Genomic DNA, 26,729 nt, shown 5'->3' with positions numbered 1-26,729 from the left:
GTATGGTCTTGTCAAAATATTAAAAACAATTTATAATTAATAGATACCCTGAAAGGAAGAGAATCATGAACGTAGAAGAACTAAAAAAACGACAGGAGAAGATACGTAACTTCTCGATTATCGCTCACATTGACCATGGAAAATCAACCTTGGCAGACCGTATTTTGGAGGCGACAGAGACGGTTTCTAGTCGGGAAATGCAAGCCCAACTATTAGATAGTATGGACTTAGAACGGGAGCGTGGAATTACCATAAAGCTGAACGCTATCGAACTTAACTACACAGCTAAAGACGGTGATACCTATATTTTCCACTTGATTGATACACCAGGACACGTTGACTTTACTTATGAGGTGTCACGTTCTCTTGCTGCCTGTGAAGGCGCCATTTTGGTCGTTGATGCTGCCCAAGGGATTGAGGCTCAAACGTTGGCCAATGTTTATCTTGCTTTGGACAATGATTTGGAAATCCTTCCAGTTATTAACAAGATTGACCTGCCAGCAGCAGATCCAGAGCGCGTGCGTACAGAAATTGAAGATGTCATTGGTCTGGATGCGAGTGAGGCTGTATTAGCTTCAGCAAAAGCTGGTATCGGTATCGAAGACATTTTGGAGCAAATTGTCGAAAAAGTTCCAGCACCAACAGGTGATGTATCAGCACCACTGAAGGCTTTGATTTTCGACTCAGTTTATGATGCCTATCGTGGGGTTATCCTCCAAGTTCGTGTCATGGATGGGGTGGTTAAGCCAGGCGATAAGATTCAACTCATGAGCAACGGTAAAACCTTTGATGTTACAGAAGTCGGAATCTTCACACCTAAAGCGGTAGGACGTGATTTTCTAGCAACTGGTGACGTTGGTTATATTGCAGCCTCTATCAAGACTGTTCAAGATACTCGTGTCGGTGATACCGTAACTTTGGCGACAAATCCAGCAACTGAACCACTTTCTGGATACAAACAAATGAATCCGATGGTTTTTGCAGGTCTTTATCCAATCGAGTCAAATAAGTACAATGACCTTCGTGAAGCTCTAGAAAAATTGCAACTCAATGATGCTAGTTTACAGTTTGAGCCTGAAACATCGCAAGCACTCGGTTTTGGTTTCCGTTGTGGATTCCTTGGACTTCTTCATATGGATGTTATCCAAGAGCGTTTGGAGCGTGAATTTAATATTGATTTGATTATGACTGCACCGTCCGTTATCTACAAGGTCAATCAGACTGATGGTGAGTCTATGGATGTATCGAATCCATCAGAGTTTCCAGATCCTACTAAGATTGCGACCATTGAAGAACCTTATGTTAAAGCACAAATCATGGTACCACAGGAATTTGTAGGGGCGGTTATGGAACTTGCTCAGCGCAAACGTGGGGACTTTGTGACGATGGACTATATCGATGACAATCGTGTTAATGTGATCTATCAAATTCCACTTGCTGAAATTGTCTTTGATTTCTTTGACAAGCTCAAATCTTCAACACGTGGCTATGCAAGCTTTGACTATGAATTGTCTGAGTATCGTCCATCTAAGCTGGTGAAAATGGATATCCTTCTCAATGGAGACAAGGTCGATGCCCTCAGCTTTATCGTTCACAAGGACTTTGCTTATGAACGTGGAAAACTCATTGTTGATAAACTTAAGAAAATCATTCCTCGTCAACAGTTTGAAGTTCCAATTCAAGCTGCAATTGGACACAAGATTGTGGCTCGTACTGATATCAAAGCCCTTCGTAAGAATGTGCTTGCCAAGTGCTACGGTGGTGATGTTTCTCGTAAGCGTAAACTGCTTGAAAAACAAAAAGCTGGTAAAAAGCGCATGAAAGCTATCGGTTCTGTAGAAGTACCTCAGGAAGCCTTCCTCAGCGTTTTGAGTATGGATGAAGAATAATTTTGTCTATGACTCAGGTTTCATAGAATACAGTTTTCTTTTGACACCTATCTTTTCTTTCATTAGAATAAAAGTGAAAGGAGAATGATTATGAAAAAAATCATCAGCTTATCTACACTTTTAGTGTGTTGCCTTTGCCTCGCTGCTTGTAATAGTTCAAAAACCAAAAAAGAAGTAGCTTCAGAAACAACAACAGTTCAAGAAATTACCACAACACAAGATACAACAACTGTAGCCGAATCAACGATAAAAGATACACAGGTGATTGGGTCAGATGCCTATGGTTATGTAAAGGTTCCAAAATCATGGATTCATTTTACAGAAGTTGAGGGTGGTGATGATATTCAGTACTGTGATGGTACCGACGTCAATATTGTTACCTTAAACACCTTTAAACCCGAGCACCTAGGCGTTAGTGAAAGTGAATATGCTGCTCTTGATGCTGTTCAAGTCTCTACTAGTGTTTATCAAACCAAACAACAAAGTAAGGATTTCTCTAAAGTATGGGGATCTAAATCAAAAATTGGCGGTTATGATGCCTATGTTGTGAACTGTATTGCTAAAAATGGGAAATATCTAGTCATCTGGATCTTTAAGTCAGATGACGGTAAGTTTAGATACGTTTCTTTAGAAGGAACACCTGACGTATTAAAAGACATGCTTCCTTTGATTGAACAAAGTTGGACTGCGAAAAAAGATTAAATAAAAAAACAGGATTTATATCCTGTTTTTTTATTTACCTTTCCTTAAATCTATGTGTAACGGTTTGTTGTTTAAAATCAAACAAAAAAAATAAAAATCAAACAAAATACAACAAAAAATATTGACAACGGTTTCATATAGTGATATACTTGTATCATAAAGGTTAGATATGAAAGGAGAAAGTCATGGGATTAGATCATTTCTTCAGCAAAGACTTAGTCTTTTGTCTAGAAGCAGATAATCAAGAGCAACTATTTGATCAAGTTGCAACCCTATTAGAAGAAAAGAAAGTTGTTACGGATACCTATCGATCGGCATTGATTGAACGTGAAAAAATGTTCCCAACCGGTTTAGATATGGATTTTCTTGGGAAGGACTTGCCGAATGTAGCAATCCCTCACACAGACACGATTCATAATTTAACTGAAAACGTTGTTGTGGTTCGCTTATCGAAACCAGTAACATTCCACAATATGATTGCTCCTGGCAAGGAAGTAGAAGTATCATTACTCTTCTTTATCATCAATAATTCAAGTTCAAGTCAAACAAATATTCTTGCTCAATTGATGGACTTCTTTACAGGTGATGGTCATCTTGAAGCACTCTCTAAGATTACAGAGCCTGAAGCTTTGTTCCAATATATCTCAGAAGCAACTGCTTAACTTTATAAATAACTATAAACTAAAAAATGGAGGAAATCCAAATGATTAAAATTCTTGCTGCATGTGGTGCAGGTGTTAACTCAAGCCACCAAATCAAAAGCGCTCTAGAAGAAGAGCTATCTAGCCGTGGATACGACGTACAGTGTGACGCAGTTATGGTTAAAGATGTCAACGAAGACTTGATTAAAGGTTATGATATCTTCACACCAATCGCTGCGACAGATTTAGGTTTTGATCCTGGTATTCCAGTTGTTGAAGCTGGACCTATCTTATTCCGTATTCCAGCGATGAGCGCTCCAGTCTATGACAATATTGAAGCAGCAATCAAAGAACACGGATTAAGTTAATTATAATTTTGTTAATATTCCATAACACATCATAAAGGGAGGAAAAATTATGGATTTCATTATTGAGTTGGCCAATAAAGTATTCAAGCCAATCTTGGATATGGGTGGCCCAATCATCATGCTGATCATTTTGACAGTATTGGCTTTACTATTTGGAGTGAAATTCTCCAAAGCACTTGAAGGTGGTATTAAACTTGCCATCGCCCTTACTGGTATCGGTGCTATCATCGGAATGCTTAACGGAGCTTTCTCAGCTTCTCTTGCAAAATTCGTTGAAAATACTGGTATTCAATTGACCATCACTGACGTTGGTTGGGCACCGCTTGCTACAATCACTTGGGGTTCTGCCTGGACTCTTTACTTCTTGCTCATCATGTTGATCGTCAACGCTGTGATGCTTGCAATGAAGAAAACTGATACACTTGACGTTGATATCTTCGATATCTGGCACTTGTCTATCACAGGTCTTTTGATCAAATGGTACGCTGACAACAATGGAGTTAGCCAAGGAGTTTCACTCTTTATTGCGACTGCAGCAGTTGTGCTTGTAGGGGTACTTAAAATCATCAACTCTGACTTGATGAAACCAACATTCGACGACCTTTTGAACGCACCAAGTTCATCACCAATGACTTCAACTCACATGAACTACATGATGAACCCAGTTATCATGGTTTTGGATAAGATTTTTGATAAGTTCTTCCCAGGTCTTGATAAATATGACTTTGACGCTGCTAAATTGAATAAGAGAATCGGTTTCTGGGGTTCTAAATTCTTCATCGGTTTCATCCTTGGTATCGTTATCGGTATCATGGGTACTCCACATCCAGTTGCAGGTGTAGAAGGTGCGGAAAAATGGGAACTTGTTATTAAAGGTTGGTTGTCACTTGGTTTGATTGCCGGTGTCTGCTTGGAGCTATTCTCACTCATCGGTTCATGGTTTATCGCAGCCGTAGAACCACTTTCACAAGGTATTACAAACGTTGCTACTAAACGTCTTCAAGGACGTAAATTCAACATCGGTCTTGACTGGCCATTTATCGCTGGTCGTGCAGAAATCTGGGCTTGTGCCAACGTACTTGCACCAATCATGTTGGTTGAAGCAGTGCTTCTTTCAAATGTCGGAAATGGTATCTTGCCACTTGCTGGTATCATCGCTATGGGTGTGACTCCAGCTCTCTTGGTAGTTACTCGTGGTAAATTGCTCCGTATGATTATCTTCGGAACACTCTTGTTGCCACTCTTCCTTCTTTCAGGTACACTTATCGCACCATTCGCAACAGAACTTGCTAAAGGTGTAGGTGCCTTCCCAGAAGGTGTGAGCCAAACTCAACTCATTACTCACTCAACTCTTGAAGGACCAATCGAAAAACTTCTTGGTTGGGCAATTGGTAACGCTACAACTGGTGATATCAAAGCTATCCTTGGCGCATTAGTATTCCTTGTATTCTACGTTGGTATCTTTGCATGGTACAGAAAACAAATGATCAAACGTAATGAAGAATACGCAGCAAACGCAAAATAATTTGCTCCTAAAAATGTAAATTGTAAAAACTAGGTTGTCAGTTTCCACTATGGAGCAGTCAGCCTAGTTTTTTTGAAAAATGGAGGTATAAGCAGTGATTGCATTAAAATCAGATTATTTACAAGTAGAGTTTCAGTCTCTAGGAGGGGCGCTATCTTCTATAAAAGATAAAGATGGTGTAGAGTATTTGTGGCAGGGAGATCCAACTTATTGGAGTGGACAAGCTCCTGTATTATTCCCAATTTGTGGCTCGGTTAGAAATGATACTGTCCTATATGATCAAGAAGATGGTAGTCAAGTAAAAGGTAAAATTCCACGTCATGGATTGGTTCGAAAAAAAGAATTTGAATTAGTGAACCAAACAGAGAATTCTGTTACATTCGCTATTGAGGATGATGAGGAAATGTATGCAAATTACCCTTATCATTTTCGCTTAGAAATTACTTACACAGTGTCAGGTAAAACCATACGAACACACTATAAGATCTATAATAAAGAATCTGAAAAGAGCATGCCATACTTTATCGGTGGACATCCTGGTTTTAACTGTCCATTACTAAATGACGAGGCATATGAAGATTACTATCTGGAATTTGAAAAGCCAGAAACATGTACAGTTCCAAAACCTTTCCCAGAAACAGGAATGTTGGATTTCAAAGATAGAAGTTCTTGGTTAAATAATCAAAAAGAAATAGACTTGAATTATGACTTCTTTAGCTACGATGCTGTGACATTAGATGAGTTGGAATCTCGCACAGTAGCTTTGCGTTCACGAAAACATGATAAAGGTTTGAAACTACATTTTAAAGAGTTTCCAAATTTAATCGTATGGTCAACTCTTAATAAAGGCCCTTTCATCGCCTTGGAACCATGGTCAGGTTTGTCTACTTCGCTCGATGAAGGAGATAGACTGGAAGATAAGAAAGATGTTAAAGTTTTGAAACCTAGCGATTTTGATCAGGTTGGATTCGATATCGAGATTTTATAAAAAATAAACAAAAACAAACATAAATTGTTGACTTTTTCAACTAATAGTAGTATATTATGTTTATAAAGAACAATTTGTGTTTATTTTAACAAGATTACTGTTCTGGCTTTTCTCTGAAGAAAGCTTATTAAGAAACGAATAAGATATTTGTTCTTAATTTAAATTATTGTCAACAAACTACTAGTAACTATTTGAGAAAGGTCTCTTTTAGGCTAGAATCAGAAAGTTTTACTGGTCTATTATTAAAAAGGAGTATACAATATGGCTATTGTTATTGGTGCAGATGCTGCAGGTTTAAGATTGAAAGAAGTTGTAAAAGACTTCTTGGAAAAAGAAAACTTCCACGTAGTGGATGTTTCAGCAGAAGGTCAAGACTTCGTTGATGTAACTCTTGCTGTTGCAGAAGAAGTTAAGAAAGAAGAACAAAACCTTGGTATCGTCATTGATGCTTATGGTGCAGGTCCGTTTATGGTAGCGACTAAGATTAAAGGAATGGTTGCTGCAGAAGTTTCTGACGAACGTTCAGCTTACATGACTCGAGGTCACAACAACTCACGTATGATTACGATGGGAGCTCAACTTGTTGGGGACGAATTGGCTAAAAACATTGCTAAAGGCTTTGTAAATGGTAAGTACGACGGAGGTCGTCACCAAATCCGTGTCGACATGTTGAACAAAATGTGCTAATGAATGAAAGGTAAGATAAAATGAGAATTGCAATTGGATGTGACCACATCGTAACAAATGAAAAAATGGCGGTTTCAGAATTTTTGAAATCAAAAGGACATGAAGTCATCGACTTTGGTACTTATGACCACGCTCGTACACACTATCCTATTTTTGGTAAAAAAGTTGGTGAAGCAGTAGTCAGCGGCCAAGCTGACCTTGGTGTATGTATTTGTGGTACAGGTGTAGGTATCAATAACGCTGTTAACAAAGTTCCAGGTGTTCGTTCTGCTTTGGTTCGCGATATGACAACAGCTCTATATGCAAAAGAACAATTGAATGCCAACGTAATCGGATTTGGTGGTAAAATCACTGGTGAATTGCTCATGTGTGATATCATTGAAGCTTTCATCAACGCTGAATACAAACCATCAGAAGAAAACAAAAAATTGATTGCTAAAATCCAACACGTTGAAACTCATAACGATCATCAAACTGATGCCAACTTCTTTACAGAGTTCCTTGAAAAATGGGATCGCGGTGAATACCACGACTAAGAGGTGACTTATGATTTTAACAGTCACAATGAACCCATCCATTGATATTTCCTATCCTTTGGATGAATTGAAAATTGACACTGTCAACCGTGTTGTCGATGTTACGAAAACAGCGGGTGGTAAAGGTCTCAATGTTACAAGAGTTCTATCAGAATTTGGTGATTCTGTAGTCGCAACTGGACTTGTTGGTGGTAAACTAGGTGATTTTCTAGTAGAAAATATTGATGATAAAGTTTCGAAACGTTTCTTTTCTATCCAAGGAGAAACCCGTAACTGTATCGCAATTCTACATGGAGAAAATCAAACAGAAATCCTAGAAAAAGGTCCTGAAGTTCAAGAAAAAGAAGGACAAGATTTCTTGGCTCATTTCAAGGAACTTTTAGAAACTGTAGAGGTAGTAGCCATTTCAGGTAGTCTACCAGCAGGACTTCCTGTTGACTATTATGCTAGTCTAGTTGAACTTGCTAACCAAGCTGGTAAACCTGTTGTCTTGGACTGTTCAGGAGCTGCACTTCAGGCGGTTCTTGAATCTCCACATAAACCAACGGTTATCAAACCAAATAATGAAGAATTGTCTCAACTTTTGGGTAGAGAAATTTCTAAAGACTTGGATGAATTAAAAGAGGTTCTTCAAGAGCCCCTATTTGAAGGAATTGAGTGGATTATCGTTTCCTTAGGTGCTAATGGTGCCTTTGCAAAACACGGGAACACTTTCTATAAAGTGGATATTCCAAAAATTCAAGTTGTAAATCCAGTTGGGTCAGGTGATTCAACCGTTGCAGGTATTGCATCAGGTCTTTTCCATAAAGAAACGGATCAAGAATTGCTGACTAAGGCGAATGTCCTTGGTATGCTAAATGCTCAAGAAAAAATGACCGGTCATGTCAATATGGCTAACTATCAAGGTCTCTATGACCAATTAATTGTAAAAGAGGTATAAAATGGTTTTAACAGAAAATAAACGCGCTTGTATGCAAAAACTCTCTGATGAAAATGGTATCATCTCAGCTCTTGCTTTTGACCAACGTGGTGCTTTGAAACGTCTCATGGCTCAATACCAAACAGAAGAGCCAACAGTTGCTCAAATGGAAGAACTTAAAGTATTAGTAGCAGATGAATTGACTAAATATGCTTCATCTATGCTACTTGACCCTGAGTACGGACTTCCAGCTACAAAAGCTCTTGATCCAAATGCTGGTCTTCTCCTTGCTTATGAAAAAACAGGATACGATACAACAAGTACAAAACGCTTGCCAGACTGCTTGGACATTTGGTCTGCAAAACGTATCAAAGAACAAGGTGCAGATGCTGTTAAGTTCTTGCTTTACTATGACGTAGATAGCTCTGACGAACTCAACCAACAAAAACAGGCCTACATTGAACGTATTGGTTCTGAGTGTGTAGCTGAAGATATTCCATTCTTCCTTGAAATCTTGGCTTACGATGAAAAGATTGCTGATGCAGGTTCTGCTGAATACGCTAAAGTAAAACCACACAAAGTTATTGGTGCTATGAAAGTCTTCTCAGACCCACGCTTTAACATTGATGTTTTGAAAGTGGAAGTTCCAGTTAACGTTAAATACGTTGAAGGATTTGCTGAAGGAGAGGTTGTTCACACTCGTGAAGAAGCAGCAGCATTCTTCAAAGCACAAGACGAAGCAACAAATCTTCCTTACATCTATTTAAGTGCAGGTGTATCAGCTAAACTCTTCCAAGAAACACTTGTATTTGCCCATGAATCAGGTGCAAACTTCAATGGTGTTCTTTGTGGGCGTGCAACATGGGCTGGATCAGTTGAGGCTTACATAAAAGATGGTGAAGCAGCGGCACGCGAATGGCTTCGTACAACTGGTTTTGAAAACATCGATGAACTTAATAAAGTACTTCAAAAAACAGCAACTTCATGGACCGAACGTGTGTAAACTCCACTTTGATATCATTACAAAAATAAAAAAAGTCTCACCATTGGTGAGACTTTTTAAGGTGTCGATTGAATAATATTTGTTTGTTTGGACAAAGCTTTTAGGGTTTCTTGACTCAGTTTGGAATCTGAAATAATCGTATCAATATCAGCAATGTTATAGAAAGTGAAAAAATCGAACTTATCAAACTTACTATGGTCAGCTAAGAGAATTTTTTTGTTGGCATTTTTTAATGCTAGTTTTTGAACTTCGCCTTCATCTTCGCTAAAAGTAGCAATAGCATGATCTTTTATTCCATTACAACTAACAAAAGCTTTAGAAAATTGAAGACTATCAATATCCTGGAGCGTTAAGGTTCCGACAAAGGCTCCGGTGATTTCTCGATAATTCCCACCAATTAAAATTAAATCAGTCAATTTTCGTTCATTCAAGATAATGAAAACTGGAAGACTATTTGTTACGACGCGAATATTATCAATTGGAAGTTCGCGAGCAAAGAATTCGAGAGTAGTCCCAGGACCGATAAAGATGGTTTCTCTTTCTTCAACTAAATGGCCAGCAAAGCGAGCAATTTCTTGTTTCTCGGCGATTTGTAAACCTTGTTTTTCGACGTTAGAGCGTTCATTTGCCAAAAAAGAACCAGAACGAAGCTTTTCGGCACCTCCATGAACTCGAACAAGTAGATCCTTGTCAGCAAGTTCTTGAAGATAACGTCGAGCAGTCATATCTGAGATATCTAAACGATTCATTATCTCTTTAACAGTAATTGTACCTTTGGTATTGACAATATCTAAAATCATATCAAGTTTTTCTTGTTTTAGCATTGAATCACCCCCATATCTAATATTATTTTATCATATTTTAAACATCTAATCAACATAAAGAACAAAAATAAACAAAAACAAAAACAAAAACATCTGTGTTTGTTTTTAACGCAGATGTTTTTTGTTTTTTTATTTAGTCTAATCCGTAGTTGTAATCGTCGTCCTGCATCGCTTCAACTTCACCAAGTAGATATCCATTACCAACTTGAGAGAAGAAGTCGTGGTTGGATGTACCAGTTGAAATTCCATTCATAACAATTGGGTTTACATCATCAGCTGAGTCAGGGAAGAGAGGATCTTGTCCTAGATTCATAAGAGCTTTATTGGCATTGTAGCGAAGGAAAGTTTTCACTTCTTCAGTCCATCCAACACCATCATAAAGGCTTTCTGTATAACCTTCTTCGTTTTCATAAAGTGTGTAAAGAAGATCGTACATCCAGTCTTTTAATTTTTCTTGTTCTTCTTCAGGCAATTCATTGAATCCAAGTTGGAATTTATAACCAATGTAGGTTCCGTGAACTGACTCGTCACGAATGATGAGTTTGATGATTTCAGCAACGTTAGCCAACTTGTTATTTCCTAGATAGTAGAGTGGAGTAAAGAAACCAGAGTAGAAGAGGAAGGTTTCAAGGAATACACTAGCTACTTTCTTTTCAAGTGGTGTTCCGTTAAGGTAAATCTCATTGATGATTTGTGCCTTTTTCTGAAGATATGGGTTTGTATCAGTCCATTCAAAGATTTCTTCAATCTCAGACTTGGTGTTCAAGGTTGAGAAAATAGAAGAATAAGATTTAGCATGGACAGATTCCATAAATTGAATGTTGTTAAAAACAGCTTCTTCGTGAGGAGTACGAATATCTGCACGGAGAGCATTTACCCCAGTTTCAGACTGCATGGTATCCAAAAGTGTCAAACCACCAAAGACTTTTCCTACTAAGTCTTTTTCTTTATTTGATAACTTTCTCCAGTCATCTAAGTCATTAGATAAGGGAATACGTGTATCCAACCAAAATTGCTCTGTTAGTTTTTCCCATGTTGATTTATCAATGACATCTTCGATGGCATTCCAGTTAATGGCTTTGTAGTAAGTTTCCATTACAAATCTCTTTCTTTTGATCTTAATAATTAAAATAAGGATGAATAGTGTATCACTTTAAGATTGAGCTACCGCACAAAAAGTCGGTACTCCGACTTTTTGTTGTTACCTAATCTTAGTATAGATGTTATAAGTTAGTCCTTAAATCACACAGCTTTCACATTGGTTAGCACCAACTTCACCGCCGTCATCTGTATAGGTACGAACGTAGTAGATCGACTTGATGCCCTTGTTAAAGGCGTAGTTACGAAGGATAGATAAGTCACGTGTTGTTTGTTTGTTTTCTTTCTTCCATTCGTAAAGACCTGTTGGGATATCACTACGCATGAAAAGAGTCAGTGAAAGCCCTTGGTCTACGTGCTCAGTAGCAGCAGCATAGACATCGATCACCTTACGCATATCCATATCGTAGGCAGAAGTGTAGTAAGGGATGGTTTCAGTTGACAATCCTGCAGCAGGATAGTAAATCTTACCGATTTTTTTCTCTTGGCGTTCTTCAATACGTTGAGTAATTGGGTGGATAGAAGCAGATACGTCATTGATGTAGCTGATAGAACCATTTGGTGCCACAGCAAGACGGTTTTGGTGGTAAAGACCATCTGCTTGTACTTTATCACGAAGTTCAGCCCAATCTTCTGCACTAGGGATGAAGATGTCTTTAAAGAGTTCTTTGACACGCTCTGATGTTGGAACAAACTCTCCAGTCACATACTTATCAAAGTAAGTGCCGTTGGCATAGTCTGATTTTTCAAAGTTGTGGAAGGTAACGCCACGTTCACGCGCGATGTTGTTTGATTCTACGAGGGTCCAGTAGTTCATGAGCATGAAGTAGATGCTAGTGAACTCAACAGACTCAGGTGATCCGTATTCAATCAATTGTTGGGCAAGGTAGCTGTGAAGTCCCATAGCTCCAAGTCCGAATGTATGAGCTTGGCTGTTTCCGTGGTCGATAGTAGGAACAGCTACGATGTGAGAACTATCAGTAACGAAGGTCAAAGCACGCACCATAGCACGGATTGAGCGACCAAAGTCAGGTGAAGTCATCATGTTGACCACGTTTGTTGAACCAAGGTTACATGAAACGTCAGTACCCATTTGAACAAATTCTTGCGCATCGTTGATAAGACTTGGTTCTTGGACTTGGAGAATCTCTGAACACAAGTTACTCATGATGATCTTTCCATCAACAGGATTTGCGCGGTTAGCAGTATCGATATTGACTACATACGGATAGCCAGATTCTTGTTGCAATTTAGAAATTTCAGTTTCCAAATCACGAGCCTTGATTTTTGTCTTACGGATGTTTGGATTTGCAACCAATTCATCGTATTTTTCAGTGATATCAATATAGTTGAAAGGTACGCCATACTCTTTTTCAACAGAATAAGGACTGAAGAGATACATTTCTTCATTTTTACGTGCTAATTCGTAGAATTTATCTGGTACCACAACACCAAGTGAGAGAGTCTTCACACGAACTTTTTCATCGGCATTTTCTTTCTTAGTTGAAAGGAAGGCGATAATGTCTGGGTGGAAGACGTTGAGGTAAACAACCCCAGCACCTTGACGTTGACCCAATTGGTTAGAGTAAGAGAAGCTATCTTCGAAAAGCTTCATAACTGGAACGACACCAGAAGCAGCACCTTCATATCCTTTGATAGGGGCTCCAGCTTCACGAAGGTTGCTGAGAGAAATCCCGACACCACCACCGATACGTGAAAGTTGAAGAGCTGAGTTGATAGAACGTCCGATAGAGTTCATATCATCTGTTACTTGAATCAAGAAACAGGACACCAATTCACCACGACGTGCACGACCTGCATTTAGGAAAGATGGTGTAGCAGGTTGGTAGCGTTGGTGGATGATTTCATTTGCGATATCAATCGCGATAGCTTCATCTCCATCGGCAAAGTAAAGAGCGTTAAAGAAGACACGGTCTTCCATGCTTTCAAGATAGTATTCGCCATCATTCGTTTTCAAGGCATATTGATTGTAAAACTTGTATGCTGCCATGAAAGACTTGAATTGGAAGTTTTGATCTTTAATAAATTGATAAAGCTCTTCTAAGAATTCTGGACGATATTTTTTGATAAACGCTGTTTCGATATAGTTTTGTTTGATGAGGTAATCAATTTTATCTATGATAGAATCAAATACCATTGAGTTAGGCACAACGTTTTCTTTAAAGAAAGCATCCAAGGCTTCTTTATCTTTATGAAGCATAATTTGACCGTTAACTGGACGGTTAATTTCATTGTTTAGACGGAAGTAAGTTACATCCTCAAGTTGTTTTAATCCCATAAAATTTCCTTTAATTCATTACAAAAGAAAGGCTTCTAAGATTGACATAGAAGCTTTGAGTCCTGATTGTTAAGCAAGTTTTTTGAGTTTTGCTGGTTGGAAGCCAGAGAAAACTTCAGTTGGTGTTTGAATGATAGGAGCAGCACTAAAGCCGAGCTCTTTAACTTGTTCAATAAATTCAGGTTGTTCGTCAAGATTGATTTCGCGATACGCGATGTTGTTACTGTCTAAGAATCGTTTGGTCATTTTACATTGAACACAATTATTTTTAGAATAAACGGTTACCATTCGTTAACTCCTCTTTCAAAATTTAATCACTTCTTAAGTATATCAGAAAAAAAATCTTTGTCAACGAAGAAAAACTAAATATTGTAGATTTTTTTTAGATGAGTGACGACCGAACACAATATATAGTGATTGCAAAAAATAAAACCCATAAATAACAGCGTTTTCAAAATGATAAAAATATAAAAAACTACATGATGTATTTTGATACATAAAATAGAAGATTTTCAGCAAGTTATCTGAAAGGAAAAAGAAGAAATCCCATAAAATACTTGAAAAAAATCCCAGAAGGTGATATAATACCAAATTGTAAGGGTTATCAGATATAACTCAAAAAGAAAACAATTAAAGGAGAGTCAAATTATGGCTTCTAAAGATTTCCACGTAGTGGCAGAAACAGGTATTCACGCACGTCCAGCAACATTGTTGGTACAAACTGCTAGCAAATTTGCTTCAGATGTTACTCTTGAGTACAAAGGTAAATCAGTTAACCTTAAATCTATCATGGGTGTTATGAGCCTTGGTGTAGGTCAAGGTGCTGATGTTACAATCACTGCTGAAGGTGCAGACGCTGACGATGCTATCGCTGCTATCTCAGAAACAATGGAAAAAGAAGGATTGGCATAAGAATATGACAGAAATGCTTAAAGGAATCGCAGCATCTGATGGTGTTGCAGTTGCTAAAGCATATCTACTCGTTCAACCGGATTTATCATTCGAGACTATTACAGTCGAAGATACAAATGCAGAAGAGGCTCGTTTGGATGTTGCTCTTGAAGCTTCTCAAAACGAGCTTTCTCTTATCCGCGAGAAGGCTGTAGGTACGCTTGGTGAAGAAGCGGCACAAGTATTTGACGCTCACTTGATGGTTCTTGCTGACCCTGAATTGATTGGTCAGATTAAAGAAACAATTCGTGCTAAAAAAGTAAATGCAGAGGCAGGTCTTAAAGAAGTAACAGACATGTTTATTACGATCTTTGAGGGGATGGAAGATAATCCATACATGCAGGAACGTGCAGCGGATATCCGCGACGTAACCAAACGTGTGTTGGCAAATCTTCTTGGCAAGAAATTGCCAAATCCAGCTTCTATTAATGAAGAAGTAATTGTCATTGCACACGACTTGACTCCATCTGACACTGCTCAATTAGACAAAAACTTTGTAAAAGCTTTTGTAACGAACATCGGTGGTCGTACTAGTCACTCTGCAATCATGGCTCGTACACTTGAAATTGCTGCTGTTTTGGGTACAAACAACATTACTGAGCTTGTAAAAGATGGTGATGTTTTGGCTGTATCTGGAATCACTGGTGAAGTAATCATCAATCCAAGTGAAGAACAAATTGCAGAATTCAAAGCAGCTGGTGAAGCTTATGCAAAACAAAAAGCTGAATGGGCTCTTTTGAAAGATGCTAAAACAGTTACTGCAGATGGCAAACACTTCGAGTTGGCTGCTAACATTGGTACCCCTAAAGATGTTGAAGGTGTGAACGAAAACGGTGCAGAAGCAGTTGGTCTCTACCGTACTGAATTCTTGTACATGGATTCTCAAGACTTCCCAACTGAAGACGACCAATATGAAGCTTACAAAGCAGTTCTTGAAGGTATGAACGGTAAACCTGTTGTCGTTCGTACAATGGATATCGGTGGGGACAAAGAACTTCCTTACTTTGATCTTCCTAAAGAAATGAACCCATTCTTGGGTTACCGTGCTTTGCGTATCTCAATCTCTGAAACTGGTAACCAAATGTTCCGTACTCAATTGCGTGCTTTGCTTCGTGCATCTGTTCACGGTAAATTGCGTATCATGTTCCCAATGGTTGCTTTGTTGAAAGAATTTCGTACTGCGAAAGCTATTCTTGAAGAAGAAAAAGCAAAATTGGTTGCTGAAGGTGTTTCTGTTGCGGATGATATCCAAGTTGGTATCATGATTGAAATCCCAGCTGCTGCGATGCTTGCAGACCAATTTGCTAAAGAAGTTGATTTCTTCTCAATTGGTACAAATGACCTTATCCAATACACAATGGCTGCTGACCGTATGAACGAACAAGTTTCATACCTTTACCAACCATATAACCCATCGATTCTTCGTTTGATTAATAATGTTATCAAAGCAGCTCACGCTGAAGGTAAATGGGCTGGTATGTGTGGTGAGATGGCTGGTGACCAAACTGCTGTTCCACTTCTTGTCGGAATGGGATTGGACGAGTTCTCAATGTCAGCTACTTCAGTACTTCGTACACGTAGCTTGATGAAGAAACTTGACACAGCTAAGATGCAAGAATACGCTAACCGTGCTCTTACTGAATGTTCAACAATGGAAGAAGTTCTTGAACTTTCTAAAGAATACGTTAACTTTGATTAAAAACATTAAAACCTTGTAGAACTAAACTACAAGGTTTTTTGTACTCTAATTTGAAAAGTCATCCTGTAAAATTTTCTAAAAATATGGTAAAATAGACAAAGGAAAAATACGGAGGCAACTATGCAAAACAGACCAATCATTATCGGAGTAACAGGGGGATCTGGTGGAGGAAAAACCAGTGTTTCGAAGGCTATCTTGTCACATTTTCCAAATGAGAAAATCTCTATGATTGAGCATGATTCCTACTATAAAGATCAATCACATTTAACCTTTGAAGAACGAATCAAAACTAATTATGACCATCCTTTTGCTTTTGATACTGACTTGATGATTGAGCAAATTAAGGAATTGTTGGCGGGGCGTCCTGTTGATATTCCTACCTATGATTATGCTGCCCATACAAGAAGCTCGAAAACCTATCGTCAAGAACCTCAAGACGTCTTTATTGTAGAAGGAATCTTGGTTTTGGAAGACAAACGTCTTCGTGATTTAATGGATATCAAGATTTTCGTTGATACTGATGATGATGTTCGTATCATCCGTCGTATTAAACGCGATATGGAAGAACGTGGTCGTAGTTTGGATAGCGTTATTGATCAGTACCTCGGAGTCGTAAAACCTATGTATCATCAGTTTATCGAGCCTACTAAACGCTATGCTGACATTGTGATCCCTGAAGGTGTCACCAATACTGTAGCAATTGATTTACTGACAACAAAAATTGAAAAGATTTTAGAAGAAGCCCGTTTAGCTCAGTGATAAAAAAAGAACTGTATCTCTTGATACAGTTTTTATTGTTTAATTTTTTCAAGTCTTGGAACAATAGCGAGAGTTAAAATAGCTGAGATAATTAATTCTGCGATTGAATTTGTCGAAATTACAGACGCGAGTAGCAGTTGGATATTTCCATCATAAACATTACCAAAAAGTAAGAAGATTCCTCCTAAAACAAATACTGTATTAGTCAGTGAGCCAAGTGCACCTGCGAAGATGAGTCCGGCTTTTCCCTTTAGCAGTTTATAAACGAAATAAGGTGTCAAACCGATCAAGATACGTGGGACAATTGCAATCACAACTGAATATAGGTTACCATTAGGTACAAAAGGTGAGAAGAGATAGCTGGTTGGTAAAATTGTAAGTGTATTAACCGTCAAGCTAATCATTCCCATTAAGAAACCTAAGGTCGCGCCAATTCTTGGTCCATAGATAATACTTGCAATTATTACTGGAATGTGGACGATAGTTGGTTTAATAGGAAAGGGCAGTACGTTAAATAGGATTGAACTCAGTAAATGAATGACAATCATACTGGCAAAAAAGATAGCGATTGGAGCAATATTAGAGCGTTTGTTCATGAAGTTTATCCTTTATTTGTTGTAAAATAGTTTCAAGATCAGCGAGAGCGCCACGACCGATATCACCACAGGCCAGTAGCGAATCTTTAGGAGAAATAATTGTATAACCATAATCTTCTAAAGTTTTAAGATTAGCTTGGGTCGCAGGGTGGTCATACATCTTTGTATTCATAGCTGGAGCCAATAGTTTAGGTACAAAGTGTGGCAAAGCAAGAGCAGTAGCAGTCACCATATTGTCAGCAAAACCGTGAGCTAATTTAGCGATTGTATTAGCCGTTGCAGGAACTACGATAAATAAATCTGTTTCTTTGCCAAGTTCGATATGATTGACTTTGTCAGGATAAGGTTCCTGCATAACATCTAGATGCACGATATTTTGAGATAAGACTTGAAGGGTCAAGGGCTGAATAAATGCTGTCGCAGCCTGAGTCATGAGAACAGTCACAGAATGTCCCTGTTTCTTCAAGTTGCTAACTAAATCAGCAGCCTTATATGCGGCAATAGATCCAGTAATAGCGATTGTAATATTAGCCATATGATTCCTTTCTAAGTATTCAATTTCAGGATTCTATCGAGGAGTAAATCAGCAATTTCCTGTTTACCAGTAGCAGTTTGAAAACTATTTTTCTCAACTAAGTAAGCCTTATGTTGCTCACCGTTAATCTGAGTAAGATCGTTAGCGACAATCAAATCGGCTTGGTTCTTTTCAAGACTTTCACGAGCAATTTGTATCAGATGTTCCCGACTGACATCAACTAATAATTTAAAACCAATTAGATGAATGTTGGGATTCCATTCTTTCACAAGAGATATAATCTTAGGATTTTTCTTGAGAAAAAGCACCTGTACGTCATCTTTGGATGAGATTTTTGTTTCCTGATTCTTCCTATCTAAAAACTCTGTTAGATCTTGACTAGCCTGAACCTTGTCAAAACCAGCCATATATATAGGAGTGTAGTCGGATACAGCCATGGAATGAATTAAAATCTGATAGTCCATTATTTTGTCTTTCATAGTTTGTAGCAAATCAGCTGTATTTTTTATTTCAATGATGGTTAAGCTTTGATGAGGGCTTGGTTTAACCGCTTGGGAGGTTGTAATTAAACAAACCTGGTGTCCAGCCTCTAGCAGGGTTTCAGTGATAAGTTTACCTAGTCGACCAGAAGAGTGATTGGTAATAGAACGAACGCTATCAATTGCTTCACTAGTACCACCAGAAGTAACTAAAATTTTCATAGAACTATTGTACAAAAAAATGAGCTGTAAGTAAAATGAAAGCGATATAATATAGAGGAAAAAAGCACATTAATCCATAGTTAAAACCTATATAGGCATATAAAAATTTAAATAGCGACCAAGAAAGTCTGTTATTTAGCGATATTTACGAACGTTAGCAATCATAATGACTGTTAAAAATCTTGTTTTATGTTATAATGAGATAACACATTTGAGGTAGAGGAGTTTGTTATGAAAACAGATATTGAAATTGCACAAAGTATCGAATTGAAACCAATCGTTGATATTGTAGAAAAACTAGGTATTTCTTACGATGATTTGGAATTATTCGGAAAATACAAGGCTAAACTCAGTTTTGATAAGATTCATGAAGTTGAAAGTAATCCAGTTGGTAAGTTGATTTTGGTGACAGCCATCAACCCAACGCCAGCAGGTGAAGGGAAGTCAACTATTACAATTGGTCTTGCCGATGCTTTGAATAAGATTGGTAAGAAAACAATGATTGCTATTCGCGAACCTTCTCTTGGTCCTGTAATGGGGATCAAAGGAGGTGCAGCTGGTGGTGGTTATGCTCAAGTGTTACCAATGGAAGATATCAACCTTCACTTTACTGGTGATATGCACGCAATCACAACTGCCAACAATGCTCTCTCTGCCTTGATTGACAATCACTTACACCAAGGAAATGAGCTAGGAATCGATCAACGTCGTATTCTCTGGAAACGTGTTGTTGACTTGAACGACCGTGCTCTTCGTCACGTAACTGTTGGTCTTGGTGGTCCACTTAATGGTATCCCACGTGAAGATGGATTTGACATCACTGTTGCTTCAGAGATTATGGCTATCCTTTGCTTGGCAACTGATATTGAAGATTTGAAACGTCGTTTAGCGAATATCGTCATTGGCTACCGTTATGATCGCACACCTGTTTCGGTTGGTGATTTACAGGTTGAAGGTGCCTTGGCATTGATTTTGAAAGATGCTATCAAACCAAACTTGGTGCAAACAATCTATGGAACACCTGCCTTTGTACATGGTGGTCCATTTGCCAATATTGCTCACGGATGTAACTCAGTTTTAGCAACTAAAACTGCTCTACGTCTAGCAGATTATACAGTAACAGAAGCTGGTTTTGGTGCCGATCTTGGAGCTGAGAAATTCCTTGATATTAAAACTCCAAACTTGCCAACTTCACCAGATGCAGTAGTTATTGTTGCAACCCTGCGTGCTCTTAAGATGAATGGTGGAGTTGCTAAGGATGCTCTGACAGAAGAAAATGTAGAAGCAGTTCGTGCAGGATTTGCTAACTTGAAACGCCACGTAGAAAATATCCGTAAGTTCGGTATTCCAGCAGTAGTTGCTATCAACGAATTTGTATCTGATACAGAAGCTGAAATTGTAGCCTTGAAAGAACTCTGTGCTTCAATTGATGTTCCAGTTGAATTGGCTAGCGTATGGGCTAATGGTGCAGATGGTGGAGTAGCACTTGCTGAAACTGTAGTCAAAACGATTGCTGAAAATCCGGCTAACTATACTCGTCTTTACGATAACAATCTTTCTGTTCAGGAAAAAATTGAAAAAATTGTTACTGAAATCTACCGTGGTAGCAAAGTCAACTTTGAGAAGAAAGCCCAAACTCAAATCGCTCAAATCGTTCAAAATGGTTGGGATAAACTGCCAATCTGTATGGCTAAGACTCAGTACAGCTTCTCAGATAATCCTAACGCTCTTGGTGCACCTGAAAACTTTGAAATTACTATTCGTGAATTAGTACCAAAACTTGGTGCAGGCTTCATCGTTGCCTTAACTGGTGATGTCATGACCATGCCAGGACTTCCAAAACGACCAGCAGCTCTCAACATGGATGTTGAAAGTGATGGAACTGTTTTAGGTCTATTCTAATTCAAACACAAAAGACAACCTCTTTGATAAGGTTGTCTTTTTAACTACAAAAAACCCCTAGAAATCATCTAGGAGTTTAGTTTTTATTTCATAGTTGGGAAGAGCAATACATCACGGATAGTAGTAGTATCAGTGAGGAGCATGCAGAGACGGTCGATACCGATTCCCAAACCACCTGTTGGCGGCATACCGTATTCAAGGGCTTCGATGTAGTCGTAGTCAATGCCTGTCGCTTCATCGTCACCAAGTTCTTTGGCTTTAGCTTGAGCTTCAAAACGGCTAAGCTGGTCGATTGGGTCGTTCAACTCAGTAAAGGCATTTCCGTATTCTTTAGTCATGATGAAGAGTTCAAAACGGTCGGTAAAGCGCTCATCTTCAGGATTCTTCTTAGCAAGTGGAGATACAGCTACTGGATGACCATAGACAAAGGTAGGTTGAATCAAAGTTTCTTCAACAAATTCTTCAAAGAAAGCATTGATGATATGACCAACTTCTGTGTAATGTTTTTCAACTGGAACTTTCTTGTCAGCAGCGATAGCTTTAGCTTCTTCGAAAGTCATATCTTGCCAGAAATCAACACCTGTAATTTCTTTGATAGCATCAACCATGTGTACACGTTTAAATGGTTCATTGATCTTGATCTCAGTTCCTTGATAGTTGACTGGACCATCACCTTTAACTGATTTAGCAGCGTGTTGGATAATGCCTTCAGTTAAGTCCATAATGTCTTGGAAGTCTGCATAAGCTTGGTAAACTTCGATAGAAGTGAACTCAGGGTTGTGGGTAGCATCCATTCCTTCGTTACGGAAGATACGGCCAATCTCATAAACACGTTCCATACCACCGACGATAAGACGTTTCAAGTGAAGTTCAGTGGCGATACGAAGCACCATGTCAATGTTTTGAGCATTGTGGTGAGTGATGAATGGACGAGCAGCAGCACCACCAGCTTCGTTATGAAGAACAGGTGTTTCCACTTCAAGGAAGCCTTTTTGATCAAGATAACGACGGATTTCAGAGATGATTTTTGAACGAGTAACAAAGCGTTCAAAGCTTTCACGGTTTGAAATCAGATCAAGGTAACGTTTACGGTAAATAGTTTCAACGTCTGTTAAACCGTGGAATTTCTCTGGAAGCGGACGAAGGGCTTTGGACAAGTGAGTAATATGTGTAGCCTTGATAGAGAGTTCTCCCATATCTGTACGCATAACTTCGCCTTCGACACCAAGGAAGTCTCCTAAGTCAGCCTTTTTAAAGATTTCGTAGTTTTCTTCACCGACAGCATCTTTACGAACGTAGATTTGGATTTGACCTTCGCGGTCTTGAAGGTGGGCAAATCCAACCTTACCTTTACCACGTTTGGTAACAAGACGACCTGCAATAGTAGCAGTTTGGTTTAGTTCGTGCAGCTGTTCTTTATCAAGGTCAGCAAATTTATCTTTTAGTTCTTGAGAGTTAGCAGTACGTTCAAAACGTTTCCCGAAAGGATCAATTCCTTGTTCACGAAGAGCTGCCATTTTTTCGCGGCGAACGATCTGCTGGTCATTCAATTCTTCCATATGTTCTGTTGACATGAGTTCCTCCTAATTTAATCAATTTTGAAATAATAAATCAATTTTTCACGATACTCCATTTTATCATAAATAGTCAAGAAATTCACGGATATTCTATAAAAACTAAAAAGAACTTGACTATTTATATCAAGTTCAATTATTTTTCTGATAAGAAGTATCATTCCAAGTCTTTAGAGTAAATGTTTCAAAGTCATCTGTTTCTATAATCGTCAGACTAGCATTGGCTAAGCCTCCATCTTTACGAAGCAGAGCTTCCTTATAGCCAATCAATGTGCGAAGACTTGCAGTGAGGTTGGCTCCGTGACCGACAAGTAAAATATGTTCCGATTTAGAATTTTTTAAAGATTTGATAAATTGAATCGTACGTTGAGTTGTGCTGTAGAGTGATTCAGCTTCAAACATACTAGTATCAAACTTGGCTAAATTAGTTTTAAAAGCTTGAATTTGTTGGGGATAGATAGCTTTTAAAGTGGCAATTTTTAAGCCTTCTAACTTGCCTAGATGCCATTCTCTGAGTTCAGGAACACTTTCTAAAGGACAAGGATGTATCAGTTGACTTTGGATGATTTCGGCCGATTTTACAGCTCTTGGTAAATCACTTGAATAGATTTTGTCAAATGGAATATCTTTCAGATATTGGCCGAGTTCCTTTAAGGTATCAATGGACTCAGGAAGAAGTGGTGAATCTCCGCCAGCCCCTTGAAAACGACCTTCTAGATTCCAGACTGTTCGACCATGGCGGACAAAGTAAAGTTTCATGAGTTATTTTCCTCCAAGATATCTACAAAGCTCGCTTTTACAAAATTTGCCAAATCTTTTGGAGAGATGACAATACTGTGCCCGACTTCACCAGCTGAGACAATCATTTTTTCTAATTCTAAAGCAGTTTCATCGATATAGATAGGATAGTTATGTTTTTGACGAATGCCAACAGGATTATTAGCACCGTGGATATATCCAGTTGTTTTTTCCAAATCCTTTTGTGGGATCATGGAAACTTTTTTATTCCCAGAAATTTTTGCTAATTTCTTTTCAGAAAGATGCTCAGTAATGGGAACAATTCCTATAACTGGACCGGTCTTATCTCCTAAAAGAGCTAAGGTTTTAAAGATATGATTCCTCTCGTAATCAGAAGGAAGTTCTTCCTCTAAAGCATTGATTTGAATACCTTGATGTTCAATACCTGCCTTAGTCAAAATTTGTTCAACTAAGGTTTTTTTTACTTTAACTTTCTTAGCCATTATTTGTATTTATCCTCCAACTGACTCATCCAAATACCTAGCCAAATGCCAAGGGCAAAGAAGAAGGCAATGATGACATAAGACACAAGAGATAAACCACTGTAGTTGATACTTTCAGCGCTGCCTGCATTAGGAATCAATATCAAGAGAGTACTTGAAAGGACGATTGCAATGATGAAGTGATAAACTCGAGAGTGGTAAACTCGAAGAGCGTAATCCATAAATTTAGAAAAAATGACAAGAGTAGCAAGCGCTCCTATTCCTATAGGAAGGAAGGTTCCAAATAAATCAAAAGTCTTAAATCCAGTTAACATAGGAGTATAAAGACCCAAAATCAAAAGTAGATTTGAGGGACTTAAACCTGGAACTAAGACACCTAAAGCCAGTAAAGCACCAGCCAAGATGAAACTAGTAAAGCTTGCGCTGAGTGTACCAACAACAAAGTTTAAAGCGTAAAGCCCAAATCCAGATACAATAAAGGTTACCCAAAACCAGATAAGATCGATTTTATCTCTTTCCGAATCTTGAGTTGCTTCCTTTACAAGACTAGGAACTGTTCCAATAATGGCACCAGCAAAACTCCATAAAACATAAACCTGATAATGCTCAAGGAGGTACTCAATTGGATAAGAAAAAAGTCCAATTCCCAGCAACATACCAATAGCAACAGGTAAGAAATAAAGGATATCCTCTTTTAGATTTTTAAATGGGTGAGCAAGGAAACGAATCATTCTTTCGTAGATCCCTAAAATAGCCGCTAAAACACCACCAGAAATACCTGGTAAAATAAAACCAAGCGCGATAACAATCCCTTTAATGATTTTTGAAATCCATGATAACATAAACTCTCTCCGTATCTATTCTCTAAAATTCTCTTCTAGTATTATATCACAAAGTAAGAGAAATAAAAAAAGCAAGCCGAAGGAAAATCTTGCTTGCTGAATGAAATTAAGGTTTTAAGAATAGCTTTCTAAAGGTTTCTTCCTTATCTTTTGATAAAGAAATAAGATTTAAGTCTAGATGGTGTTCAAAACCAACCAGTTTCCCTTTTGATGTATATTGATGAAGATCATAGTCAAGGTCTGTATTTGGTGAACTTTCAAAGTAACCTGAGTCAAGTCCATAAGATGGAATCCAAATGGCTGAAAACTTATCTGTACTGATGCTATGTTCTTCCATGAAGTAAACACCAATGTAGATACCAATATTTTTTGCACCAAGTGATTCTAACTTAGCACGGAATGCCTCAACTCCTTGGTTCATATCTGACATTGTTTTTTCCTCAACGTCTAACCAATAGTAACTTGGGTTGTAGGGCGAAGCTGAATTATAGAAAGATTCAGCAGCCTTTTCCATTTCCTCTACACTTTTTCCAGATACATAGGCATATACAGCAACTGGAACATTTCTCTTTTGAAACTCAGCGATATGACTTTTATAAGCTTTATCAATACCGTTTGTATAAGATGCATCGTTCTCAGTGGTAATCTGATTTCCTCCGTGGACTCGAACAATGACACCAGATATATTTTGAGATAAAACATCATAGTTGATCTCTGATGGTCTCTGCCAACCAGAGATATCGATGATAGGCTTATCCAAGTTATGTAGAGCTTGTGTTTCTATTTGTACTGGATTTTGTTTAGTTTTTACAGGGTGTTCTTCAAACCGAGGCCGGTTGAGAAATAAGAGTCCTATAAAAACAGCAAATATAGTAACTATAAAAGCTGGATGAATTTTTTTTCTCATACCTCTATAGTTTATCGTAAATAATGAAAAAAATCAAAATATTTACTCAAAATTGAGTAATGACAGTCTTTTGAGTGGTATTGAGTTCATCAAATTTGTGTACCATGAACTAAAATGTGGTATAATAATAAAGAAATTCTATAGAAAAGAGAAAATATGGCAAATTATGCAATTATTTTAGCAGCGGGTAAGGGTACCCGTATGAAATCAGATTTACCGAAGGTTATGCACAAGGTTGCGGGAATTTCAATGCTTGAGCATGTTTTTCGTAGTGTAGGTGCAATTAACCCTGAAAAAACTGTTACAGTTGTTGGGCATAAGGCAGAGCTAGTTGAACAAGTTTTAGCCGGACAAACTGATTTTGTGAGACAGTCTGAGCAATTGGGAACTGGTCATGCAGTAATGATGGCTGAGCCAATTCTTGAAGGTCTTTCTGGACAAACATTGGTTATCGCTGGAGATACACCTTTAATCACTGGTGAAAGTCTAAAGAACTTGATTGATTTCCATGTAAACCACAAGAATGTAGCAACAATCTTAACTGCCGAAGCTGACGACCCATTTGGTTATGGACGTATTGTTCGTAATGATAATGCTGAAGTGCTAAGAATTGTTGAACAAAAAGACGCGACTGACTTTGAGAAACAAATCAAAGAAATCAATACAGGAACTTATGTTTTTGATAACGCTCGTCTTTTTGAGGCTCTTAAGAATATAAATACCAACAACGCTCAAGGTGAATACTATATCACAGATGTGATTGGTATTTTCCGTGAAGCTGGTGAGAAGGTAGGAGCTTATACTCTGAAAGACTTTGATGAAAGTCTCGGTGTAAATGACCGTGTCGCACTTGCTACAGCAGAAGCTGTAATGCGTCGTCGTATTAACCAAGCTCACATGGTTAATGGCGTTAGTTTTGTAAATCCAGAAGCGACTTATATTGATATTGATGTTGAAATTGCTCCAGATGTACAAATTGAAGCTAATGTAACCCTCAAAGGTTCTAGTAAGATTGGTGCTGAGACTATTTTGACGAATGGAACTTATATTGTCGATAGTACTATCGGTTCAGGTGCAGTGATTACCAACTCTATGATTGAGGAGAGCACAGTTGCTGATGGTGTTACAGTCGGACCTTTCGCTCATATTCGTCCTGGTTCAAGTTTGGCAAAAGATGTTCATATCGGAAACTTTGTTGAGGTGAAAGGTTCTAGCATTGGAGAAAATACAAAAGCTGGCCATTTGACATACATTGGTAACTGTGAAGTTGGCAGTGACGTCAACTTTGGTGCTGGTACTATAACAGTGAACTATGATGGGAAAAATAAATTCAAGACAGTCATCGGCAACAATGTCTTTGTTGGTTCTAATTCAACCATCATTGCTCCTGTTAAACTAGGAGACAACTCTCTTGTTGGCGCAGGTTCAACCATTACTAAAGACGTGCCTGCTGATGCAATTGCGATTGGGCGAGGTCGTCAAGTTAATAAGGATGAATACGCAACTCGTCTTCCTCACCATCCTAAAAACAAATAGGAGCTAA

The 26,729-nt window shown here is 38.3% G+C and carries 27 protein-coding genes; 15 read left to right on the top strand and 12 right to left on the bottom strand.

Features of this window, described 5'->3' with window-relative positions; all coding sequences use genetic code 11:
• Window positions 1–65 precede the first annotated feature (65 nt).
• The 10 genes from lepA (at window position 66) to lacD (ending at window position 9,258) form a co-directional block, all read left to right on the top strand.
• Window positions 66–1,889: a translation elongation factor 4 gene (gene lepA, locus AC3E9F_RS05270; protein WP_490672886.1), complete on the top strand. Its 1,824-nt coding sequence runs from the start codon at window positions 66–68 to the stop codon at window positions 1,887–1,889.
• Between the two features lie 90 nt (window positions 1,890–1,979).
• Entirely contained in the window at window positions 1,980–2,591 is a 612-nt protein-coding gene (locus AC3E9F_RS05265) for a hypothetical protein (RefSeq protein WP_490672885.1), read from the top strand.
• A gap of 185 nt (window positions 2,592–2,776) precedes the next feature.
• The gene (locus AC3E9F_RS05260) at window positions 2,777–3,253 is read left to right on the top strand and encodes a PTS sugar transporter subunit IIA (protein ID WP_490672884.1); all 477 of its coding nucleotides are present in this window, start codon (window positions 2,777–2,779) and stop codon (window positions 3,251–3,253) included.
• 41 nt (window positions 3,254–3,294) lie between these two features.
• On the top strand, window positions 3,295–3,600 hold the full coding sequence (locus tag AC3E9F_RS05255) for a PTS sugar transporter subunit IIB (protein WP_006151856.1): 306 nt from the start codon (window positions 3,295–3,297) through the stop codon (window positions 3,598–3,600).
• A gap of 49 nt (window positions 3,601–3,649) precedes the next feature.
• Complete coding sequence (locus tag AC3E9F_RS05250) at window positions 3,650–5,125, top strand: PTS galactitol transporter subunit IIC (protein WP_214261864.1); 1,476 nt, start codon at window positions 3,650–3,652, stop codon at window positions 5,123–5,125.
• 94 nt (window positions 5,126–5,219) lie between these two features.
• Window positions 5,220–6,113, top strand: a complete 894-nt coding sequence (locus AC3E9F_RS05245; protein WP_490672883.1) for an aldose 1-epimerase family protein — start codon at window positions 5,220–5,222, stop codon at window positions 6,111–6,113.
• A 261-nt stretch (window positions 6,114–6,374) separates the two neighbouring features.
• Window positions 6,375–6,800 (top strand): galactose-6-phosphate isomerase subunit LacA, encoded by a 426-nt coding sequence (gene lacA, locus AC3E9F_RS05240; protein ID WP_490672882.1) that lies wholly within the window; start codon window positions 6,375–6,377, stop codon window positions 6,798–6,800.
• A gap of 20 nt (window positions 6,801–6,820) precedes the next feature.
• The gene (lacB, locus tag AC3E9F_RS05235) at window positions 6,821–7,336 is read left to right on the top strand and encodes a galactose-6-phosphate isomerase subunit LacB (RefSeq protein WP_001216925.1); all 516 of its coding nucleotides are present in this window, start codon (window positions 6,821–6,823) and stop codon (window positions 7,334–7,336) included.
• Window positions 7,337–7,346: 10 nt separating this feature from the next.
• Window positions 7,347–8,276, top strand: a complete 930-nt coding sequence (locus tag AC3E9F_RS05230; RefSeq protein ID WP_490672881.1) for a tagatose-6-phosphate kinase — start codon at window positions 7,347–7,349, stop codon at window positions 8,274–8,276.
• Between the two features lies 1 nt (window position 8,277).
• Window positions 8,278–9,258, top strand: a complete 981-nt coding sequence (gene lacD / locus AC3E9F_RS05225) for a tagatose-bisphosphate aldolase (RefSeq protein WP_490230687.1) — start codon at window positions 8,278–8,280, stop codon at window positions 9,256–9,258.
• Window positions 9,259–9,314: 56 nt separating this feature from the next.
• Here the strand turns inward: lacD and AC3E9F_RS05220 are convergent, their stop codons facing one another.
• The 4 genes from AC3E9F_RS05220 to nrdH form a co-directional block, all read right to left on the bottom strand.
• On the bottom strand, window positions 9,315–10,082 hold the full coding sequence (locus tag AC3E9F_RS05220; RefSeq protein WP_263393538.1) for a DeoR/GlpR family DNA-binding transcription regulator: 768 nt from the start codon (window positions 10,080–10,082) through the stop codon (window positions 9,315–9,317).
• 133 nt (window positions 10,083–10,215) lie between these two features.
• The gene (gene nrdF, locus AC3E9F_RS05215) at window positions 10,216–11,178 is read right to left on the bottom strand and encodes a class 1b ribonucleoside-diphosphate reductase subunit beta (protein ID WP_263393539.1); all 963 of its coding nucleotides are present in this window, start codon (window positions 11,176–11,178) and stop codon (window positions 10,216–10,218) included.
• A 141-nt stretch (window positions 11,179–11,319) separates the two neighbouring features.
• The gene (nrdE, locus tag AC3E9F_RS05210; RefSeq protein WP_263393540.1) at window positions 11,320–13,479 is read right to left on the bottom strand and encodes a class 1b ribonucleoside-diphosphate reductase subunit alpha; all 2,160 of its coding nucleotides are present in this window, start codon (window positions 13,477–13,479) and stop codon (window positions 11,320–11,322) included.
• A 69-nt stretch (window positions 13,480–13,548) separates the two neighbouring features.
• Complete coding sequence (nrdH, locus tag AC3E9F_RS05205; RefSeq protein WP_006145603.1) at window positions 13,549–13,767, bottom strand: glutaredoxin-like protein NrdH; 219 nt, start codon at window positions 13,765–13,767, stop codon at window positions 13,549–13,551.
• A gap of 360 nt (window positions 13,768–14,127) precedes the next feature.
• On the opposite strand from nrdH, the gene AC3E9F_RS05200 reads away from it, so the two are divergent.
• From AC3E9F_RS05200 to udk, 3 genes are all read left to right on the top strand, one after another.
• Entirely contained in the window at window positions 14,128–14,391 is a 264-nt protein-coding gene (locus tag AC3E9F_RS05200; RefSeq protein WP_214261872.1) for a phosphocarrier protein HPr, read from the top strand.
• A gap of 4 nt (window positions 14,392–14,395) precedes the next feature.
• On the top strand, window positions 14,396–16,129 hold the full coding sequence (ptsP, locus tag AC3E9F_RS05195; RefSeq protein WP_263393542.1) for a phosphoenolpyruvate--protein phosphotransferase: 1,734 nt from the start codon (window positions 14,396–14,398) through the stop codon (window positions 16,127–16,129).
• 120 nt (window positions 16,130–16,249) lie between these two features.
• Complete coding sequence (gene udk / locus AC3E9F_RS05190) at window positions 16,250–16,888, top strand: uridine kinase (RefSeq protein WP_007555045.1); 639 nt, start codon at window positions 16,250–16,252, stop codon at window positions 16,886–16,888.
• A 32-nt stretch (window positions 16,889–16,920) separates the two neighbouring features.
• On the opposite strand, the gene AC3E9F_RS05185 is transcribed toward udk, so the two are convergent.
• From AC3E9F_RS05185 to coaB, 3 genes are read right to left on the bottom strand one after another with little or no spacing between them, the layout of a single operon-like run.
• The gene (locus AC3E9F_RS05185) at window positions 16,921–17,484 is read right to left on the bottom strand and encodes an ECF transporter S component (protein ID WP_263393543.1); all 564 of its coding nucleotides are present in this window, start codon (window positions 17,482–17,484) and stop codon (window positions 16,921–16,923) included.
• Entirely contained in the window at window positions 17,468–18,019 is a 552-nt protein-coding gene (coaC, locus tag AC3E9F_RS05180; RefSeq protein WP_263393544.1) for a phosphopantothenoylcysteine decarboxylase, read from the bottom strand. The genes AC3E9F_RS05185 and coaC overlap by 17 nt, the downstream gene beginning before the upstream one ends.
• Window positions 18,020–18,030: 11 nt before the next feature.
• Window positions 18,031–18,720 carry a phosphopantothenate--cysteine ligase gene (gene coaB, locus AC3E9F_RS05175; protein ID WP_263393545.1) on the bottom strand — a complete coding sequence of 230 codons (690 nt, stop codon included), beginning with the start codon at window positions 18,718–18,720 and terminating at the stop codon, window positions 18,031–18,033.
• 231 nt (window positions 18,721–18,951) lie between these two features.
• On the opposite strand from coaB, the gene AC3E9F_RS05170 reads away from it, so the two are divergent.
• Window positions 18,952–20,622: a formate--tetrahydrofolate ligase gene (locus tag AC3E9F_RS05170; RefSeq protein ID WP_263393546.1), complete on the top strand. Its 1,671-nt coding sequence runs from the start codon at window positions 18,952–18,954 to the stop codon at window positions 20,620–20,622.
• Window positions 20,623–20,705: 83 nt separating this feature from the next.
• Here AC3E9F_RS05170 and lysS read toward each other — a convergent pair whose 3' ends face one another.
• The 5 genes from lysS to AC3E9F_RS05145 all read right to left on the bottom strand — a co-directional run bounded on the left by lysS (window position 20,706) and on the right by AC3E9F_RS05145 (window position 25,186).
• Window positions 20,706–22,196, bottom strand: a complete 1,491-nt coding sequence (gene lysS / locus AC3E9F_RS05165) for a lysine--tRNA ligase (protein ID WP_263393547.1) — start codon at window positions 22,194–22,196, stop codon at window positions 20,706–20,708.
• Window positions 22,197–22,328: 132 nt separating this feature from the next.
• Complete coding sequence (locus tag AC3E9F_RS05160) at window positions 22,329–22,955, bottom strand: histidine phosphatase family protein (RefSeq protein WP_263393548.1); 627 nt, start codon at window positions 22,953–22,955, stop codon at window positions 22,329–22,331.
• A complete protein-coding gene (locus tag AC3E9F_RS05155) occupies window positions 22,952–23,437 on the bottom strand; it encodes an aminoacyl-tRNA deacylase (protein WP_263393549.1) in 486 nt (161 codons plus the stop codon). The genes AC3E9F_RS05160 and AC3E9F_RS05155 overlap by 4 nt, the downstream gene beginning before the upstream one ends.
• Window positions 23,437–24,279, bottom strand: coding sequence for a DUF368 domain-containing protein (locus tag AC3E9F_RS05150; protein ID WP_214261884.1), 843 nt, complete (start codon window positions 24,277–24,279; stop codon window positions 23,437–23,439). The genes AC3E9F_RS05155 and AC3E9F_RS05150 overlap by 1 nt, the downstream gene beginning before the upstream one ends.
• A 106-nt stretch (window positions 24,280–24,385) precedes the next feature.
• Entirely contained in the window at window positions 24,386–25,186 is an 801-nt protein-coding gene (locus AC3E9F_RS05145; RefSeq protein WP_490672880.1) for a glycoside hydrolase family 25 protein, read from the bottom strand.
• Between the two features lie 156 nt (window positions 25,187–25,342).
• On the opposite strand from AC3E9F_RS05145, the gene glmU reads away from it, so the two are divergent.
• Window positions 25,343–26,722 (top strand): bifunctional UDP-N-acetylglucosamine diphosphorylase/glucosamine-1-phosphate N-acetyltransferase GlmU, encoded by a 1,380-nt coding sequence (glmU, locus tag AC3E9F_RS05140; RefSeq protein ID WP_490672879.1) that lies wholly within the window; start codon window positions 25,343–25,345, stop codon window positions 26,720–26,722.
• The last annotated feature ends 7 nt before the right edge of the window (window positions 26,723–26,729 follow it).

The sequence above is a fragment of the Streptococcus sp. SCPM-O-B-15277 (M60) genome (genome assembly GCF_058200335.1).
Note: the sequence above shows the minus strand (reverse complement) of the source record. Positions and strands in the feature narration are given on the sequence as shown.

Coding starts and splice junctions, on each gene's coding strand:
- AC3E9F_RS05250 (WP_214261864.1), top strand. CDS start 3,650: ATGGATTTCATTATTGAGTTGGCCAATAAAGTATTCAAGCCAATCTTG.
- AC3E9F_RS05220 (WP_263393538.1), bottom strand. CDS start 10,082: ATGCTAAAACAAGAAAAACTTGATATGATTTTAGATATTGTCAATACC.
- AC3E9F_RS05170 (WP_263393546.1), top strand. CDS start 18,952: ATGAAAACAGATATTGAAATTGCACAAAGTATCGAATTGAAACCAATC.
- AC3E9F_RS05255 (WP_006151856.1), top strand. CDS start 3,295: ATGATTAAAATTCTTGCTGCATGTGGTGCAGGTGTTAACTCAAGCCAC.
- lacB (WP_001216925.1), top strand. CDS start 6,821: ATGAGAATTGCAATTGGATGTGACCACATCGTAACAAATGAAAAAATG.
- lysS (WP_263393547.1), bottom strand. CDS start 22,196: ATGTCAACAGAACATATGGAAGAATTGAATGACCAGCAGATCGTTCGC.
- AC3E9F_RS05155 (WP_263393549.1), bottom strand. CDS start 23,437: ATGGCTAAGAAAGTTAAAGTAAAAAAAACCTTAGTTGAACAAATTTTG.
- AC3E9F_RS05150 (WP_214261884.1), bottom strand. CDS start 24,279: ATGTTATCATGGATTTCAAAAATCATTAAAGGGATTGTTATCGCGCTT.
- AC3E9F_RS05145 (WP_490672880.1), bottom strand. CDS start 25,186: ATGAGAAAAAAAATTCATCCAGCTTTTATAGTTACTATATTTGCTGTT.
- AC3E9F_RS05265 (WP_490672885.1), top strand. CDS start 1,980: ATGAAAAAAATCATCAGCTTATCTACACTTTTAGTGTGTTGCCTTTGC.
- coaB (WP_263393545.1), bottom strand. CDS start 18,720: ATGAAAATTTTAGTTACTTCTGGTGGTACTAGTGAAGCAATTGATAGC.
- ptsP (WP_263393542.1), top strand. CDS start 14,396: ATGACAGAAATGCTTAAAGGAATCGCAGCATCTGATGGTGTTGCAGTT.
- glmU (WP_490672879.1), top strand. CDS start 25,343: ATGGCAAATTATGCAATTATTTTAGCAGCGGGTAAGGGTACCCGTATG.
- AC3E9F_RS05200 (WP_214261872.1), top strand. CDS start 14,128: ATGGCTTCTAAAGATTTCCACGTAGTGGCAGAAACAGGTATTCACGCA.
- nrdE (WP_263393540.1), bottom strand. CDS start 13,479: ATGGGATTAAAACAACTTGAGGATGTAACTTACTTCCGTCTAAACAAT.
- coaC (WP_263393544.1), bottom strand. CDS start 18,019: ATGGCTAATATTACAATCGCTATTACTGGATCTATTGCCGCATATAAG.
- lacD (WP_490230687.1), top strand. CDS start 8,278: ATGGTTTTAACAGAAAATAAACGCGCTTGTATGCAAAAACTCTCTGAT.
- AC3E9F_RS05230 (WP_490672881.1), top strand. CDS start 7,347: ATGATTTTAACAGTCACAATGAACCCATCCATTGATATTTCCTATCCT.
- AC3E9F_RS05185 (WP_263393543.1), bottom strand. CDS start 17,484: ATGAACAAACGCTCTAATATTGCTCCAATCGCTATCTTTTTTGCCAGT.
- AC3E9F_RS05160 (WP_263393548.1), bottom strand. CDS start 22,955: ATGAAACTTTACTTTGTCCGCCATGGTCGAACAGTCTGGAATCTAGAA.
- nrdF (WP_263393539.1), bottom strand. CDS start 11,178: ATGGAAACTTACTACAAAGCCATTAACTGGAATGCCATCGAAGATGTC.
- lacA (WP_490672882.1), top strand. CDS start 6,375: ATGGCTATTGTTATTGGTGCAGATGCTGCAGGTTTAAGATTGAAAGAA.
- AC3E9F_RS05260 (WP_490672884.1), top strand. CDS start 2,777: ATGGGATTAGATCATTTCTTCAGCAAAGACTTAGTCTTTTGTCTAGAA.
- udk (WP_007555045.1), top strand. CDS start 16,250: ATGCAAAACAGACCAATCATTATCGGAGTAACAGGGGGATCTGGTGGA.
- nrdH (WP_006145603.1), bottom strand. CDS start 13,767: ATGGTAACCGTTTATTCTAAAAATAATTGTGTTCAATGTAAAATGACC.
- lepA (WP_490672886.1), top strand. CDS start 66: ATGAACGTAGAAGAACTAAAAAAACGACAGGAGAAGATACGTAACTTC.